Here is a 16,009-nt window from a genome sequence, read left to right as displayed (position 1 = left end):
CGTTTATAGCCAAGCCCTCAATTACTGATGGACATTGACGGTGGACTTTGCGATCATGGGGCATGAGATGCTCATCAGATTTGCGCCAACGGGTCGTGGATTTTGTCCGGAGTGGTGGCAGCAAGGCCGAGGCGGCTCGGCGATTCAAGGTGGGCGAGGCCAGCGTCTACCGCTGGCTCAAGCCCGGCGGCCTAGCATACAAGCGTCCCGGCCCACAACGACCCCACAAACTGGATTGGGACGCCTTGCGTCGTCATGTGGAAGTCCATCCCGATCGGACACAAGCGGAGCGAGCACGGCATTTCCAGGTGTCCCGGCATTGCATCTGGAACGCACTCCACAAACTGGCGTTGACCCATAAAAAAAAGGATCGGGTACCAGGAGCGCGATCCGCAGCAACGGAAACAATTCCTGCGCCTGCGCGAGCGGTTCTTTCGCCGTGGCAAACGACCCGTCCATATCGATGAATGCGGGTTTGCGTCGTCGACGGCGCGGCGGTATGGGTACGCACCGAAGGGTCACCGCGTGGACGGCCTGGTCTCCGGGCAGCGCCGGCCACGGACCTCGCTGATTGCGGCCCGTATGGATGGGCGATTCGAAGAACCACTGCTGTTTGAGGGGACGTGCGATACGGTGGTCTTCAACACCTGGCTCAAGACGAGGCTGTGCCCGCGTCTCAATGCCCAGCACCTCGTGATCATGGACAACGCGGCCTTTCACACATCGTCGGAGACGGCGGCGCTCATCGAGGCCACCGGCGCCACGCTGCTGTTCCTGCCGCCGTACTCTCCCGACTTTAACCCGATCGAACAGGACTTCGCTGCCCTCAAGAAACGCAGGGAATACCATGAAACCGCTACCCTCGATCAGATCGTGAAGGCCTATTCATAACTATGGGCTTAGCTATATCTCACGCCGGGACAGGCGCATGATCTGGACGGAGCCGATGCGCTGCTCCCTGGTCTGGCCGCAGACACCATTATTGCCGACAAGGCGTTTGATGCCGATGAGCGAGTGATCGAGCCGCTGCGCACAGCCGGCAAGATCATCGCGATCCCGCCGAAAGCCAACAGAACGGTCCCACGCGCCTACGATCAAGAGATCTACAAAGCACGGCATCTGATTGAGAACTTCTTCGCCAGACTCAAGCAGTTCCGCGCCATTGCGACCCGCTACGATAAAACCGCCAGAAACTTTCTTGGCGCCATCCATCTCGCCGCTGCCGTCATCTGGCTCAATTGAGGAGACGCCCTAGTGTTAGGGCATGTGTGCGAAAATCACTGTCGAAGACCCCAATCAGAAACTGACTCGGACCGACAATGCGCCCGCGTACAGGGTGGTATCGTAGAGTCCATTCACCACGGCACGAGACCCGGTATTTCCGGAAATCGTTCGCGGCTCATAGAAGAACGTCTGGTACGACAAGTCCAGGCCGACCAATCTTGCTTTTGCCGAACCGACGCCCAAACTGCCACAGGGGATCAGGCCCAAGAATGATCCATTTCTCCGGCAGTGCAAGCCAACGCCGGTTGACATAACATGTAGATCGGCCGATGGAACTCCGGGACTGAAATTGAGGTCCGATACCTGCGCTTGCTGGTAGGTATAGCCGCCGCGTAGCGCGATTTCCCAGCCAGGCAGCCGCTCGATCTTCAGCCATCGATACTCCGTCCCGATCAAAATAGCGTAGGTGTCCGTCCAATTTTGCGGCTGCGGAATGACGGTTCCGCTTGCCAGATGGATATCCAGATTTTGGACCGAGTTCCAACCCACATAGTCCACGTTCAATTCGGCTTTCCACTCCCGTTCTATGTTCCGAACCGGCCATAGCGCGATTCCACCTGTAATCACCTGAGGCAATACCAACGTCGTCGTCGCATCTTGGGCCTTCACACCGTTGACCAACAAGGCCCCGTCCAGGTGGAGTGTCGCTTGGCTTCTGTAGACCACGGCGACATTCGCTACCGGTTGCCCCTCGCCATTTCGGAGTGCCGTATACAATGCTCCTACGTTGAATCCAGGAGCTGTGCCTTTTCCGCTAACCTCGAGTTGGCTTTCAGCGGGCGCCAACCCGCCTGGCGAGATCAACTGCCGTTCTGCCTGCCCTTCCCCGAAGAAACTCGCGAAGGTATAGATATCCGCTCCCACACCGATTGAGAGGTTTGGGAGCAGCTGATATGCAAAGGTGGGCTTGATGTCGAACAAGGGCAATGCGGTAAATGTGGTCACGGTCCGAAAGGGACCGTCATCGGGCCACCTCAACACTGAGCCAAATGGGGTGGTCACCCCGACCCCTACCGTCAGTTTATCGAGCAGGGAAACGCCAAGGCCTTGGAGATTCGCTGTAATATAGGCATGGCCTGGACCAGGCCATGCGAAGGCGCCATTATGGTCCCCCGTGACCGAGATCCCGGTTTGACTTGTAAAGCCGGTGGTCCCTCCAACGAAGGTTAAGCCGGCCATCGTTTGCACTCCCCGAAGCTGCGCCATCCCAGCTGGGTTGTAATGAAGAGCTGAAGGATCGTCTGCTTGTGCGGCGAAGGCATTGCCCATCCCGGACGCGGCCGATCCCTGTCCGTAGACGCGGGGGACTTGAGCCGATACAGAGGACGAACTGTAAGAGACAAGGACCAGAGTCAGAAACGCGAGCCCCCAGCGCACAGGAACCTGCATGCCATTTCGAGAGGAGTGCCGTCGCCCCCCGCAGCGCAATCTCGAATGGTTCAGAGCCTGCCTCGTATCCGGTTCATGCACGTCGGAACCACCGCTCCATGGTTTCCTGAAGCTGGCCCGCGTCGAATGGCTTGAGCAGGTAGGCTTGGGCCCCCAACCCGATGGCCCTCACGGCGAGTTCCTGGGATCCCGACGCCGTAATCATGATGATGGGAAGGTATTGATTCGTCAGCCGTACCAGTCGTAGCACCTCCAGGCCGTCGACCTGACCGATTCCAATATCGAGAATCATCCCATCAAACTCCTGTGATTGGAGAATCGTCAGTGCTTGGCAGCCGTCGAACGCCGAGGATGTCCGGTACCCTCCTGCCTTCAGCCGGTCATGAAGCAGTTGCTGAATGTCGGCATCATCATCCACAACCAAGATGTGTTGGCCTCTGAGATGAGACTCAAGTAACAGTGGCGCCTTCACGGCATGGATCGGAATTGTGAAGGACAGTTCTGCGCCGCCCTCCGGTCGATTACGAGCCGCCACCTCTCCTCCTTGCAACTCCACTAGCGTTTTCACGATTGAAAGTCCAAGTCCCAACCCTTTGGGAGCCGTGCGTTGGCCCTGTTGGATGCGGAAGAACGGCTCAAAAATCTTGTCAAGGTATTCCTGAGCAATACCGGGGCCCGTGTCTCGAACCAAAACGGTTGCCCTGCGGTGATTCAGCAACTCGCAGGCGATCGACACGGTTCCACCCGGCGGAGTGAACTTGATGGCATTTTGCACCAGATTGACGACCGTCTGAATCAAACGATCACGATCCGCCCAAACGATGACTTCGGTGTCGGCACCACGGAATTCCAGTGCCTGTTGCTTTGCATGAGCCAGAGGCTTCAGTTGCTCGATCACCTCGGCAAGACAGGGTTCAAGCTCGACATCGGCCGGATGCACTTCCAAGCGTCCGGTCTCGATACGGGTGCGATCGAGGAGATCCTCGATCATACGAACCAGCCGATCCGAGTTTTCCGACATACGCACGAGATAACGCTGCTGCTTTTCGTTCAACGGTCCGGTCAGTCCATCCAGCAGATTTTGTATGAATCCCTTGATGGACGTAAGCGGTGTTCTCAATTCATGGGACACATGGGAGAGGAACTGTGCACGCAACCGGTCGGCCCGCTCAAGGGCTTCGGTGCGCTCTTTTACTTTGGCCTCCAACCCTTCATTCCATGCTTCGATCTGCTGGTAGGCTGACGCGTTATCCAAGGCCATGGAGACTTGACTTGCAACCGTCGTCATCAGTTCCAAATCGTCTTCCGTCACGCTTTGATTGTGCGAGCGATCGACCGTCAACATCCCCCAGATACGGTCTTTGGTCTTGATGGGAACCACGACCAAGGCTTTGGTCCCGCTCAATTCGGCTAAGCGTTGATTGAGCGGATGAAGGCTGTGTCGTATCGACTCGATATCCTTGACCAACAGGGGGCGCCCTTGAAGGGCCACCGTCCCCTCGGGACTCTCGGGATCGGTGATTGGAATCCGGCAGGACTGGGCAAACGATTCAACCTCCCGAGCCGCGCCGATCAGACGGATATGTTGGACGGAATGTTCACAGGGATCAAACATGGACACCATGGCACTGTTGTAGTTGAGCTCGTGCGTCAAGGCTTCCAACACCTGATGCAAGAGAGCATCTCGCTCGAAGGTCGAGCCGAATGAGAGCCCCGCTCGATGAAGCGCCGTGAGTTGAGCCACTTTCCGGCGCAGCTCCACCCGCATCTGCTCTTGTTCCAGATAGGCTTCGCGCAATTCCTCATGCCGGGATTCGACGAATGTAATCTGTTCTTGGATCAAGGCCTCGCGTCGCTCGCTCTCACGAAGGAGCCGTCGATTGACCATGATGCCCACAGCGAGGATCGGGCACAATCCGACCAACAACAGCTCGCCGAGACTCACCGCCGGATTCAGCACCGCGACTCCCACCATAAGAGCAGCGCCCAACAGCCCTCCCCACAAAAGCCATGTAACACTCTGCTGCACATGGGGCGAAGGCTCGACGCGGGTCTCTGCCGATGGCCGAGCGTCTTGGGCACGCTCTCCGGCGACGACCGACTCACTGCTCAGTCGAGTCGGTCGTGTCTGCTCAAGGGGTGATGGCACTCGCCAGAATCGCTTCCGATACCGGCTCTCTTCCTGCCATCGGATCGTCCACTGGCACCATTCATCATCATCGCCGATGCAAGAGGTTTCGATCGCTTCCGCCTGAGCGAGACCGTGGATGCGAGCAGCCATGGCAACCATGATGCCCTGGGCAGATTGACAGACGAGGCAAGCACAGCGCCTGCGATAGGGCCCGAACTGTCGAAGCGTTCGGTCGGTAAACCGCATCCCCACCGCAGCCGTACTGCTCGTGACTTCCGCCACGCGGAACTCGACGGCTCCAGACGTAAACTTATTCCCAAAGTAGGGAAACATCGTGTAGATCTGTGACAGGGAAAAGGGACGAGTCAGGGCCAGCATGATGGGAGACACCTTTTCTGCCCCCGCTTTGAAGGCAAAGCGAGGGTCGCCCGAAATCCGTTCACAGAATTCATACAAATACGAGGCAAATTCGTACGAGTAACTGTTCCAGGGGTTCCTCAAGAATTCTGGCGTCACGTGATAGACGGGATCCTTGATGCGGTCGTTCAAGAGGCGGCACAACTCCTCGCTTGCTTCTGTTCCAGCCGACGCGCCTCCTTCCGACGTGGCCAACTTCTCTAAAAAGACGGTCACCGCTCTGATACTGACGCCGCTGAGGTCGCGGATTGTTTGACCCTGTTCATCCAAACCGAACGGGCGAAATACCATTGCGCCCTGCTCAAGAATAGTTCGATCTTTTGGTAAGAGTTCGATGTTCGGGGCGATCTTGGCCTCGACGATGTCGATCGTGCTGCTTGTCATGGCGTCATCCCCTAAGACAACAGGTCTATGTGGCGGAAGTAGACGATGGCACCTTCATCGCTGTCAGTCATCACGAAGGTCGTAGGACGGAACAGGGCCACAGGTCTTGAGCCCCTGCAGCGTTCGCCTGCAGAAACAGCGCCTATGGCTGGCGGAGTATATGGCGACTGGGTGACCTTTGCAATACGAAGGGTTGTCCCCTCGCATCAGTGGGGGGAAGCCGGTCCAAAGATGGGGAGAAATGTCCGAGGAGTTGATGCTCGACGCGCGGGAGGTCTACGCCAGAGCGCCGCTAACTGCACCCCCTATTGTTTCACTGATCGCTTGAGCTTCTTTTCGACACTCGCAACCTTGCTTTGGAGACGCCCGGAATAGCCCTTTCGGTAGTCGACTTTGATCGTACAGGAAACGCGGTTGCAATCTTTTTTCATTCGCTCATAGCATTGCTGCACCACTGCGAAGACTTCTTCCCATTCCCCTTCTAAGACCGTTCCCATCGGGTTCAAGCGATACGCGACTCCGCTCCTATCAATAATATCGAGGGAACGGGCCACATATTTCCCGACACTCTCGCCCTTTCCCAAGGGCGACATGCTGAATTCCAGTAGAACCATCGGTGCTCCTATCTATTTCTCCATATCGGATTGTTTGTTCGTCACGGTCTCGGCTCGTCGTTCCAACCAGACTTTGGGATATCGTACCTTGCCGAGGAAACGAAACCCGTCTAACGCATCGCGGAGCAGTGCCCGTCGCTTTTCGGCATCCGGCTCATTCATCTTGGCCTGTTCACGAAGATGCCCAAGCCACTCGACGAACTCGATGAATTCCGCATCGAGGATTTGTTCCAGATCCTCTTTCATGAACCCGGAAAGGGCCGGTGCCACTCCGCTTGTGCTGATCGCGACTCGCACATGTCCCACTGCCACGACTGCCGGCATCGTGACGCTGCTTGCCTCCGGGTAGTCTACCGACCAAAGCAGCACCCGCCTTTCTCGGGCTTTAGCCGACAACATCTGAGCGAAGTCACGATCGCCTCGAATAGTATTGAGAATGAGAATAGCGTGTTCGAGATCCGTTTCTCGAAACAGTCGCCCGCGATGGATGATCTTCCCCGAAGCCGCCAGCAGGCGTAGCGGTTCGTTCAGGGTAGGGCTGAGCACTGTGACCCTCGCGCCGGACTCAAGCAGGCGTTGAGATTTCTCCGATGCCTCCTCATCGCCACCGATGACCAGAACCGGCCAGCCTCTCACGTCCAAGACCAAGGGAAAACCAGGATTGGCAGTCATGACGCAACTCCCGTTTCGATCGAATGGCTCAGTATCCGAAAATGGACCTCCGTCATGCAAGAGAGATTTCAGGACTCCACACTCCATTTTCCCTTTTGATCGGTCCGTCGCTATAATGCAGCAAGCTCGAAAGGCTGGAAGAACTTCGTGTGCGGTCTTGGAAGACTGACCGGAAAGAGCACTTTCAGACCAATCGGCTGTTGACGATTATTTCAAGACTGCCCGTTATGTCTCGGCTGGATCTGCATCGAGTTCCAGATTCCAATAGAGATAATCACGCCAGCTTTCCGGTGTGTTGCGAATGCCGATAGTAATAGTAATGACGGGGCTCCATCGAGGTTTCACGGGCCGCTTTTTTAACCTCATGCCGGCCTCTTCCGGCGTACGCCCACTCTTCCGATTGTTGCATCGCCAGCAGGCAGTCACGATATTTTCCCATGTCTTTTTCCCACCCTTGGCGATGGGCACGACATGATCGAACGTCAGCTCCTCCGTCCGAAACCTGTGATTACAGTATTGGCAACAGTACCCGTCTCGCGTAAAAATATTGATACGGGAAAACTTGACGGCTCGATGACTGTCTTTCAGTTTAACCAGTTTCAGCAGCCGCATCACGGCTGGGAGCTTGATCGATAGGGAAATCCCGTGGATCTCCCTGTCGTATACCTCCAAGACTTCGACTTTTCCTTGCCAGAGAAGCGCGATCGCTTTTTGCCAATGGACGACCCGCAGGGGTTCATAGGTCGCGTTGAGCAGGAGAGTCATTTCCATGAAGGAACCTCATCCCCAATCGGGCCTCTACAGCGGCCAGGGGCTGTTTCCGCGGGGCAGGGCTACAGGCTGATAGTTCTATGCCATAAGGTGACGTTGAAATCAAGCAAGCGCCCTTCTGATGCCGCACGCGGCGGACCGATGGAGAGATGACCATGGTGAACGATTTCGTCAGAGCGGCCTTCACGCACGAGATTCCGCCAGGCACAGGACGAACCGTTGAAGTCGATGGGATCTGGGTTGCGGTCTTCAACGTGGAAGGACGTTTTTATGCGATCGATAACTCCTGTCCCCATGCGGGCGGCCCGCTCGGAGAAGGGAAACTGTGCGACGCGGTTGTCGAATGCCCCTGGCATGGCTGGAAATTCAGTGTCATTTCTGGAGAACGGGTCGGTAACCCGAACTTCCACGTTGCTTGCTGCGAGGTTCGGATCCAAGGTAACGAAGTTCAGATCGCCATCCCCCCGGCCTTCAGAGAACCAGCTTAACTTTGCGATGAACCTAAAAACGGCAGTCAACGTGTCATGTCGGGGCAGTTTTTGAGATCAACAGGGTCGGAGGACCCGCTGTCGTGCGCATGAATGTGGCGAATGCACGGGTGAGCATCGCACGCAGGCGGTCGGCATCGGTCCACTGCTCCGCAGTCGCTTTGAGGGTCCGCAGAAAGCCCGCCAAGTTCGACAGCACAGCTTGGATGGCCGAGCGCTTCGCGTGCAGGCTGGTGATGGTCAGGCGCGTGTGTCCAGCGTGGTGAGTTTGCGTGGCGACGCCATGCAGCAACAGCGGCCGGCTGGAGATCGCCTCGAAGTGCTTGTGTGGCTGGGCGAGCCGCACGAACAACGTCCACCAGTTGTAGATCAACGCCACCATCCGTGCCATGAGCCGGCAGCGCGCCAGATCCTGCGTGGTGAAGCCGCCCCAGCCCCACTGATTCTTCAGCTCGTCGAAGGTGTGTTCGGCATCGGCCCGATCGCGATAGAGCTGGGCGAGGGCAATGATCTCGTACGGGGTTGAGGTGACCAGCACGGCGTACTCGTACCGCTTGGTCGGCCCCTCGCTCTCTATGAAGTCGAACCACTCCTGATCGTCGTCCGTTCCAGTCATCAGCATCTCGCCGGTGAGTGCCCGGCGCAACACCACCACGCGTCGTGCACGGCTCCAGCCTGACAGCCTCAGCCTGTCCTCGACCCCTTCCCAACCCTGTCCCGCCTCTTCCCATGCGGTGGAGCGGAACCACGTCTTGATGAGGGCCTTCACGTTCTTCGTCAATCGCAGCTTGGTGAGATAGGGCTGGTCGCGAGCCTCGGCCTCGCGGAGCACCGATTCGTTGCCAAAGGCCACGTCCCCTCGGAGCACAGCGGGGCGCGCCTCCTTCGGCAAGGCATCCAGCCAGGCCCAGATCCCCGGCATGCTATGCAGCGGGGCCGTCTCATTGCCCGGCAGCACGTCCACTGCCAGGGCCAGCCGGGTGTTGGCCATCACCGCGCTGTGATCGCTGTGCGACGGTCGCCCCGGTTTCTTCGGGTTGTAGCCCACCACCGCCCCTTCCTGCTTGCCGTACAGGCACTTCACCGTGGTATCCAGATCCAGAATCCACAGCGTCGTCAGTAACGGGTGTGTCGTCTTCGCCAGCTGCCGATCGAGCCAGGCCACGCCCGATGACTCGTCGATCCGGGCGAGCCCCCGCCGTGCGGCATCCTCCGACACGAGCTGCGTGACGCCCAGAAGCTCAGGGTGAATCCCGTCATGGCGAATCGCCGTAATATGCGCGTAGCGGTGGTGGCCGGCCAGGATCGACAACAGCAAGGTGGCCAGCACCGCGCGTTTATTCGACGCGTGGTTGCTGTGGTAGGTGAGCGGGCAGTCCGCTACCCACGCCTCGAACAGGCCACTGACCTTGAGAAACTCGATGAAGAACGGCAACTGGCCCAGTGGGGTCACGGCTGCAGCTGGATCCCACTCGACATGGATGCGCCCTCCAAACGTATCGAGCGCAATCGCCCCCTTCTGTCCTGCCACCCCCTTGCGTGGTGCCTCACCCATTGGGTGACTCCCTTCGTATGAAGAAATGTGCCGCTACTCCGCTTCCAGCAAAGCTATACCGGAGTAGGCCACTGCTTCAACTGCCGTTTATAGGATGAAGGATGCGGCGAAGGAGCGGCTCACGGATCATTATCGGTCCCTTTCGGTGTCACTCCATCCGCCGGTAACGAGGCTGCATTGACCTTTTTGAGTTCGAGATGCGCATGCCAGATGAATTCCCGTTCGAACCATTGACCGCGCGCCCCCTGATCGCGAAGCTGCACACGAATCTCGTAGATATCTCCCTCGACATGCTTGACTCGCCATTCGCCGAGCCGAACCCCCTGTCCGCGATCCTTCATGATACGGACATGCTCATTCATGGCCATTAGGATTGTCGGCTGTCCAATCGCCGGATGACCCTGCACCAAGGTCAATGCCTCAGCTTCTCGCTTGTCTCTCGACGGAGTTGTCGACGGAAGCGTGGTCCATGCATAGTAGAGTCCACCCAACAGCAGGACCGCAGCGATTGCGTAGCGGATGAGATGGATGACGAACGATCGAGAGAAGGTACCGCTGTCAGTCATGCCGGAGTGTTGTCGCCCTATGGAGACCAAGAGTCGAGAACCCTTGTTGACTGCACGGCATCTTAGGAAGGCCCGGACGCCATGTCAATGCATCGTCGAGAATTGGTTGTGATGAGGGCCGCTTGTCTGGCGAAAAGCCGGTGTGTTACAAGTACGAGCAAGCTTCAAGACGGTCAGCACAACATGAGTACGGTGCATGAAGTTCTTTTTGTACGGTGATCTCCTCAATCCCTCACAACTCAAACGGCGAGCTCCTGAACACAGGTTTCTCTATCTCGCGACCCTGTCGGACCATGCCGTCAAATTTTGCCGATGGTCGTCACAATGGCGATGCGGACTCGTCAGTATCGTGCCTTCACCAGGTGAACGGACCTGGGGCGGAGTGTTTGAAGTCACGGACGAGGACGTGAACATCATGGATCAGTTTGAGCAGGACATACCGCAAGGAGCTTACCGCCACCTCCAAGTCACCGTCTCGGCAGCGGGCGGAGACAAAGAACTCGTCACCACCTACGCAGCAAACCCGATCGGGAAGTTTAAGCCCAAAGACCATTACCTGGACTGGGTGCTGAAAGGGCTCAAACAGTGGAAGTTTCCGGAGGAAGTGATCCAGGAGTGGGAGTCGTATCGACCTCGATAACGTACCGTCGCTACATGTTCCCTGTCGCTTTTTGATTGAGGAGACTATGCCGAAACCAAAATATCATATTCTCGTCTGTACCAATTCCCGTCCCCCCGGCCACCCAAAACCGTCTTGCGGGTCGGCCGGTGCTGCGCAGTTGCTGATGGCCTTCAACATGGGACTGATGCAACGCGCCGTCCCGCCCGGAGAAGTATTGGTGAGTGCAACGGGATGTCTCGGTCCCTGCGAGCAGGGCCCGACGGTCGTCGTCTATCCGGACAACACCTGGTATTCCAAGGTCACTGAGGCGGACGTCGTCACCATCCTGGATGAACATGTCGCGAAAGGAACACCGGCAGCGAAGCTGAACCCAGACTCCGTGTGGAAATAACCTTTGTCACCGGCGGTTTGTTTCGAACCGTCAGCTGAAACTGCAGCTTGATTGCTCAACCTGATTACTGATAGCGTATCTCTTAGCACATGCCCACACCAAGCCATCAGGAGCACAAAGAGCATGCTCCCAGCTCAATCGGGTGCGTCGTCATTACTTGTAGCGATACCCGTACGTCTGAAACCGACAGCAGCGGCCGACTGATTCAGAAATTGCTTGAAGGGCAAGGCCACACTGTCGCCGCCTATTACATCGTCAGGGACGAGCCGGAGCAGATTCAGTTTCGGATCGCTCAAAGCACCGCCAATGAGGAAGTGCAGGTCATCATCGTCAACGGTGGCACAGGAATCTCGCGGCGCGATTCGACCTTCGAAGCTCTGGACGGAATGTTAAAAAAGCGGCTCTATGGATTCGGCGAAATCTTTCGGTTGCTCACCTATCAGGAGATTGGGCCATCAGCCATTCTGAGCCGGGCCACTGCCGGCGTGATCGACGGTCGTGTGCTTTTCTCCGTCCCCGGCTCCGAAAACGCCGTCCGCCTCGCGATGGAAAAGTTGATCCTTCCAGAGCTGGGCCACCTGGTCAGAGAACTCACAAAGTAGGACTGAGGGCTGAGGGCCGCGAAATCGTCGGCTTTCATCTCAGTCCTCATCGCCCACTACTGATTCAATCCTGAGTAATCTTCGGTTCCTCGTAGATCCCTTCTGTCGAAATCTTCGACTGAGCGTACCGCTTATAGTGCCGCAGCAGATCGCGCACTGAGACGACGCCGATGATTTCGTCGTTTTTGGTGACGCCGAGATGGCGCACACCCAATTCAGCCATCATGTCTTGGGCGTCGTCGATCGTCTCACTCCCCTCAATCGTGCAAATCGGCGCCGTCATGATTTTCTCGACCGTCAACTTACCCAATGGTTTGCCGCTCGCGACCCCACGACGCACGATGTCGGTATCCGTCACGATTCCAACCAATTGCTTGCCTTTTTTTACCAACAGCGATCCCACACGAGCCTGGCGCATTGTCCTGGCCGCACTGGCAATCGACATCTTCAGTCCGATGGACTTTGGACTCTTGTTCGCAATTTGACTAACTGTAGGCATTCCCTCCCCCTTTCATACTCATCTTGTGGTGGTGGATTGCCGACGTTCGAACGCCGGCTTCTTCGGTCCAGCGTAGAGTATCATGAATGAGTGGAACGTGCGAGGCCGTTCGGTCGCATGACCTGGATTGTTCGTCACAAAATTGCGAGTAGGGAAAGCAGGACACATGGTTCTCGAAACAACACCACCTTCATACTAACTCCTGAGTGCTTTAAGTCCTGAGTGCTGAGTTCTGAGTGTGAGGACAAGATTGAAAGGGCCGTACAGGATTCAGCGCTTCCCCTAAAACGTCAACGTTCCTTCCACCACCATCACACAATGCCCACCGACTTTCACCCCTTGGATGACATCGTCATCCGACTCAACTTGCACCAGAATCCGAGATGGCCGATCGATTTCATAACCCTGTTCAACAATAATGTCCGTCCTCGGTCCAACTTCAACGGCGCCGTTCTGGACCAGGTACGCTCCAAGCGCGCCGCCGGCGCTCCCCGTCGCAGGATCCTCCAAGATTCCAATTTTCGGAGCAAACATCCTCGCGTGGACAGATGCGAACGATTCAACCGTCACCGTCGTGAAAACCATAATCCCGTTGGCCCCGAATCGTTCGCAGATGTTGATAATAGCCGACGCATCAGGGTTGATCGACCGGACGGCCGTCAACGTTCGCACCGGCACGATCAAAACCGGCAAGCCTGTCGACACAACTTGGAGGGGCCATTTCATGTCGGCAATCACGTGCTTCGGCAAGCCGAGAGCTCCACCGACCAAATGCACCTCGTCGATCGCCTCGATAGGATCGAGAAATTCCGGTTTGGGTTGAGACATGACGACCCGCACCACACCACTCTGTTCCACATGCAATTCGACCGGGAATAGACCGATGTTACATTCCTGCATGACATGCGTAACCTGTTCCCTGGTAGAAACCTTTCCCAGTTGGGCCAACACGTAAAATGTACCCAATACTGGATGGCCAGCAAAGGGGATTTCCTGGGTCGGGGTAAAGATCCGCAAGCGAGCGACTGCGGCAGGATCGGTCGGTGGTAAAACGAACACCGTCTCCGAGAGATTCATCTCCCGCGCAATCTGCTGCAGCTCGTCGTCTGTCAGTCCATCCGCCTCGGGGAAAACCGCCACCGGGTTACCCCCGAACGGTTGAGAGGTGAAGACATCAGCCTGATAGAATTTGAGAGACCGTTGCTCAACCATGGTCACTCCCGAACTCGTCTGGACCACACCACCTGAGAATCCGTGCCGTCAGAAAACAACCGCCCGACATTTGACAGGCCTCGTTATATTTGGCAGACTCCGCCCATGGACCACATCACCGAGCAGGATGTCGCCCATGCGTTGGACATTCTTAACCTCACGCTGCCCATCACCACCGAAGACCTGGAACGGGCGAAGCGCGTCCAGCTCTACAACTGGAATCCTACGCGCTATGCCGGTCTCACCAACAATCCGAAGCAATACATGCAACAGTTTCAAAAAGCTGAGGACATGACTCGCACGATCGAAGCCGCCTATGCATTGATCTCTGCCGTGTTTATTCCCGACGAAGCCGAACGATAATCCCTAACAACAATCTGCTCTCACTCCCGACAGGTGACGCGTCCCACCTCAGCCGGTGTCGTGACTGGTGACACGTGACATTCCTTCGTCGCCTTGCGAATGTACAACCGGCCAGGTAATCAAGCCTGACACTCCGTCTGGTGACCCCACCGGCTGCGTCTGCTGAGCATAAATTTGGGGTAACCGGTTCGTCCCAAACTTCGAGATATAGAGAAAGACATGTTCGCGAGAGTTGACCCGCACGGCCCAGGGATGAAAATCGTTCTTATAGAATTCCTCGCAGAGCTGCATTGCGTCGAGACAAGCCAGTGTCTTCGGGTCGTTCAAGGTGTAGTAATAGTCCAACGGCAGATCGTACTCCTCCTGCTTATGGATCGTGATGCCGAATTTTTCCGGATGCCGCACCATTGGGGTGTGGCGGTACGCCACGAAGTAGAACAGTTCGAGGGAATGAATCACCGGCTGATGATCGAGGACAAACTGACGAGTTTCCATGGCCTCCTCAAACGTCTCGCCGGGAAAGCCATAAAAGGCCATCACGTGGTTCCAAATCCCCGCCTTCGCCGCCATTTGGAGATTGCGTTCAATGACGTCTTTCCGAGCATGCTTGTCCATAAGATTCAAGACCCGCTCGTTCGCCGATTCCATCCCATAATAGAGCGTGCAACAGCCGGCCTCAGCCGCGAGATTCCAGATGGCTTGATCTTGCAGAGTCTCTTCAAATCGAATGAGCGTCGTCCACTTGATCTTCACCTCTTGGTCCACCAGCAGCTGCGAAACCTTCTTGAAGAGCGCCGGTGGATAGGATTCATCGGAGAAGAGAAAGTGCCGGCACTGGTACTTATCCCGTAGAGCCTTGATCTGCTCAACCACCCGCTGAGCCGCCATCCCTCGGTACTGATCGAAGTAGCCCTGACCATGGTCGCAAAACGTGCAGCGCCCCCAATAGCAGCCGCGCGTCGCCAAGTAGGGAATGATCAGTTCCGGAACGAAGTAGCGATCCAGCGGCATGCCCTCAAAGTCCGGCAAGGGTAGCTCATTGGTCTTCTCGGTATACACTTCAGAATTCCGATGGAGACCTGACTCATCGCGATACATGAGGTTGGGAATAGAGGCAAGCGGCCGGTGCTCATTCAACGCTTCGATGAGCCACAGCAAGGCATGTTCCCCTTCATAGAGGATCGCTGAATCAAACACTTCTGCAAAAAACCTCTCATGATTGATGAGGTCTTCTTGAAGCCGTGTGATGACGTTCCCGCCCACCACTACATGGATTTTTGGAAACGCCTCCTTGATCATCTTCGCGAAAGTCAGGCCTGCCAATAGCTGCATCTGCGTCCCGATGGAAATCCCGACGACATCCGGCTGCTCTCTCGCCATGTCCGGCATAACCAACTGATTACAGAGATCCCGATAGACGTTCACTTGCTCATCTTCTAAACAGGCAAATACTTCTTTCGAGACTCCCGGACGATAGCCCAAATTGCTCTCCATCGGATAAAAGACGAGTGAGGCGGGATAGTAGGCGGCAGAGATATAGAACATCGTCTCACGGAAAGTATTGAGCGCCCCCTCCAGCGTCTCAGCCTCATAGAAACGTTCGCCACGCACGATCAGTTTAGCCTCTTCAGCCCGATCCGCCAGATTGAACACATCGACGGCATCGGCCTGCTCCACGACGGCCATTTGGTCCACATCCCGTTCCGTGAGAAACCCTGCTTTTTCCTTCTCGTGCAAGGCCTTGAGCTGCATCGCCAGCCGACCCTTCACCCAGATCAGAAATTCGAGACTGAAGAAGTGATCCCACATGCCGATGTTGATATCGCGCTGGATGACCCTATGGCCCGCCTCTCGCAAGACGGCTGTGAGTGAGGGTAATGCTAGGTACGGCGCTGTCGGCACCCACTCAGGCGGAAAGATGAGCGTGACTTTCGACTGCTTCCGATCTTCCCGCTTGATCGGCGTAAGCCCATCTATTTGCACCAAGCCACTTGCGCTCATCGTCCCTGCTTGGGGATTGTCGCCCTTCCGATTGGCAACTATTCCCGT

General features: G+C 56.5%; 18 protein-coding genes. 8 read left to right on the top strand and 10 right to left on the bottom strand.

Features of this window, described 5'->3' with window-relative positions; translation table 11 throughout:
* Window positions 1-62 precede the first annotated feature (62 nt).
* The 3 genes from P0119_14485 (at window position 63) to P0119_14475 (ending at window position 1,242) form a co-directional block, all read left to right on the top strand.
* Window positions 63-467: an IS630 transposase-related protein gene (locus P0119_14485; protein ID MDF0667266.1), complete on the top strand. Its 405-nt coding sequence runs from the start codon at window positions 63-65 to the stop codon at window positions 465-467.
* On the top strand, window positions 418-891 hold the full coding sequence (locus P0119_14480; protein ID MDF0667265.1) for an IS630 family transposase: 474 nt from the start codon (window positions 418-420) through the stop codon (window positions 889-891). Before P0119_14485 ends, P0119_14480 begins: the two co-directional genes overlap by 50 nt.
* A gap of 87 nt (window positions 892-978) precedes the next feature.
* On the top strand, window positions 979-1,242 hold the full coding sequence (locus P0119_14475) for a transposase (GenBank protein MDF0667264.1): 264 nt from the start codon (window positions 979-981) through the stop codon (window positions 1,240-1,242).
* 54 nt (window positions 1,243-1,296) lie between these two features.
* Here P0119_14475 and P0119_14470 read toward each other — a convergent pair whose 3' ends face one another.
* From P0119_14470 to P0119_14450, 5 genes are all read right to left on the bottom strand, one after another.
* Entirely contained in the window at window positions 1,297-2,673 is a 1,377-nt protein-coding gene (locus tag P0119_14470; protein MDF0667263.1) for an outer membrane protein transport protein, read from the bottom strand.
* A gap of 73 nt (window positions 2,674-2,746) precedes the next feature.
* Window positions 2,747-5,605 carry a response regulator gene (locus tag P0119_14465; protein ID MDF0667262.1) on the bottom strand — a complete coding sequence of 953 codons (2,859 nt, stop codon included), beginning with the start codon at window positions 5,603-5,605 and terminating at the stop codon, window positions 2,747-2,749.
* A 305-nt stretch (window positions 5,606-5,910) separates the two neighbouring features.
* Window positions 5,911-6,219 carry an MTH1187 family thiamine-binding protein gene (locus P0119_14460; protein MDF0667261.1) on the bottom strand — a complete coding sequence of 103 codons (309 nt, stop codon included), beginning with the start codon at window positions 6,217-6,219 and terminating at the stop codon, window positions 5,911-5,913.
* A gap of 12 nt (window positions 6,220-6,231) precedes the next feature.
* Window positions 6,232-6,891: a bifunctional precorrin-2 dehydrogenase/sirohydrochlorin ferrochelatase gene (locus P0119_14455; GenBank protein MDF0667260.1), complete on the bottom strand. Its 660-nt coding sequence runs from the start codon at window positions 6,889-6,891 to the stop codon at window positions 6,232-6,234.
* 225 nt (window positions 6,892-7,116) lie between these two features.
* The gene (locus tag P0119_14450; GenBank protein MDF0667259.1) at window positions 7,117-7,662 is read right to left on the bottom strand and encodes an HNH endonuclease; all 546 of its coding nucleotides are present in this window, start codon (window positions 7,660-7,662) and stop codon (window positions 7,117-7,119) included.
* Window positions 7,663-7,817: 155 nt separating this feature from the next.
* Here P0119_14450 and P0119_14445 point away from each other — a divergent pair, with 155 nt between their 5' ends.
* Window positions 7,818-8,150, top strand: a complete 333-nt coding sequence (locus P0119_14445) for a Rieske 2Fe-2S domain-containing protein (GenBank protein MDF0667258.1) — start codon at window positions 7,818-7,820, stop codon at window positions 8,148-8,150.
* Between the two features lie 34 nt (window positions 8,151-8,184).
* Here P0119_14445 and P0119_14440 read toward each other — a convergent pair whose 3' ends face one another.
* Both P0119_14440 and P0119_14435 read right to left on the bottom strand, forming a co-directional pair.
* Complete coding sequence (locus tag P0119_14440; protein MDF0667257.1) at window positions 8,185-9,705, bottom strand: transposase; 1,521 nt, start codon at window positions 9,703-9,705, stop codon at window positions 8,185-8,187.
* A 119-nt stretch (window positions 9,706-9,824) separates the two neighbouring features.
* Complete coding sequence (locus tag P0119_14435; GenBank protein MDF0667256.1) at window positions 9,825-10,271, bottom strand: hypothetical protein; 447 nt, start codon at window positions 10,269-10,271, stop codon at window positions 9,825-9,827.
* Window positions 10,272-10,467: 196 nt separating this feature from the next.
* On the opposite strand from P0119_14435, the gene P0119_14430 reads away from it, so the two are divergent.
* The 3 genes from P0119_14430 (at window position 10,468) to P0119_14420 (ending at window position 11,886) form a co-directional block, all read left to right on the top strand.
* On the top strand, window positions 10,468-10,911 hold the full coding sequence (locus P0119_14430; GenBank protein MDF0667255.1) for a gamma-glutamylcyclotransferase: 444 nt from the start codon (window positions 10,468-10,470) through the stop codon (window positions 10,909-10,911).
* Window positions 10,912-10,957: 46 nt separating this feature from the next.
* On the top strand, window positions 10,958-11,284 hold the full coding sequence (locus P0119_14425; protein ID MDF0667254.1) for a (2Fe-2S) ferredoxin domain-containing protein: 327 nt from the start codon (window positions 10,958-10,960) through the stop codon (window positions 11,282-11,284).
* Between the two features lie 89 nt (window positions 11,285-11,373).
* Window positions 11,374-11,886, top strand: a complete 513-nt coding sequence (locus P0119_14420) for a molybdenum cofactor biosynthesis protein MoaB (GenBank protein MDF0667253.1) — start codon at window positions 11,374-11,376, stop codon at window positions 11,884-11,886.
* Window positions 11,887-11,950: 64 nt separating this feature from the next.
* Here P0119_14420 and P0119_14415 read toward each other — a convergent pair whose 3' ends face one another.
* Window positions 11,951-12,385: a CBS domain-containing protein gene (locus P0119_14415; GenBank protein ID MDF0667252.1), complete on the bottom strand. Its 435-nt coding sequence runs from the start codon at window positions 12,383-12,385 to the stop codon at window positions 11,951-11,953.
* A 282-nt stretch (window positions 12,386-12,667) separates the two neighbouring features.
* On the bottom strand, window positions 12,668-13,597 hold the full coding sequence (locus P0119_14410) for a PhzF family phenazine biosynthesis protein (GenBank protein MDF0667251.1): 930 nt from the start codon (window positions 13,595-13,597) through the stop codon (window positions 12,668-12,670).
* A gap of 105 nt (window positions 13,598-13,702) precedes the next feature.
* On the opposite strand from P0119_14410, the gene P0119_14405 reads away from it, so the two are divergent.
* Complete coding sequence (locus tag P0119_14405; protein MDF0667250.1) at window positions 13,703-13,960, top strand: hypothetical protein; 258 nt, start codon at window positions 13,703-13,705, stop codon at window positions 13,958-13,960.
* A gap of 48 nt (window positions 13,961-14,008) precedes the next feature.
* Here P0119_14405 and P0119_14400 read toward each other — a convergent pair whose 3' ends face one another.
* A complete protein-coding gene (locus P0119_14400) occupies window positions 14,009-15,961 on the bottom strand; it encodes a radical SAM protein (protein MDF0667249.1) in 1,953 nt (650 codons plus the stop codon).
* Window positions 15,962-16,009 lie beyond the last annotated feature (48 nt).

This window comes from Nitrospira sp., assembly GCA_029194665.1.
Lineage (GTDB): Bacteria > Nitrospirota > Nitrospiria > Nitrospirales > Nitrospiraceae > Nitrospira_D.
Note: the sequence above shows the minus strand (reverse complement) of the source record. Positions and strands in the feature narration are given on the sequence as shown.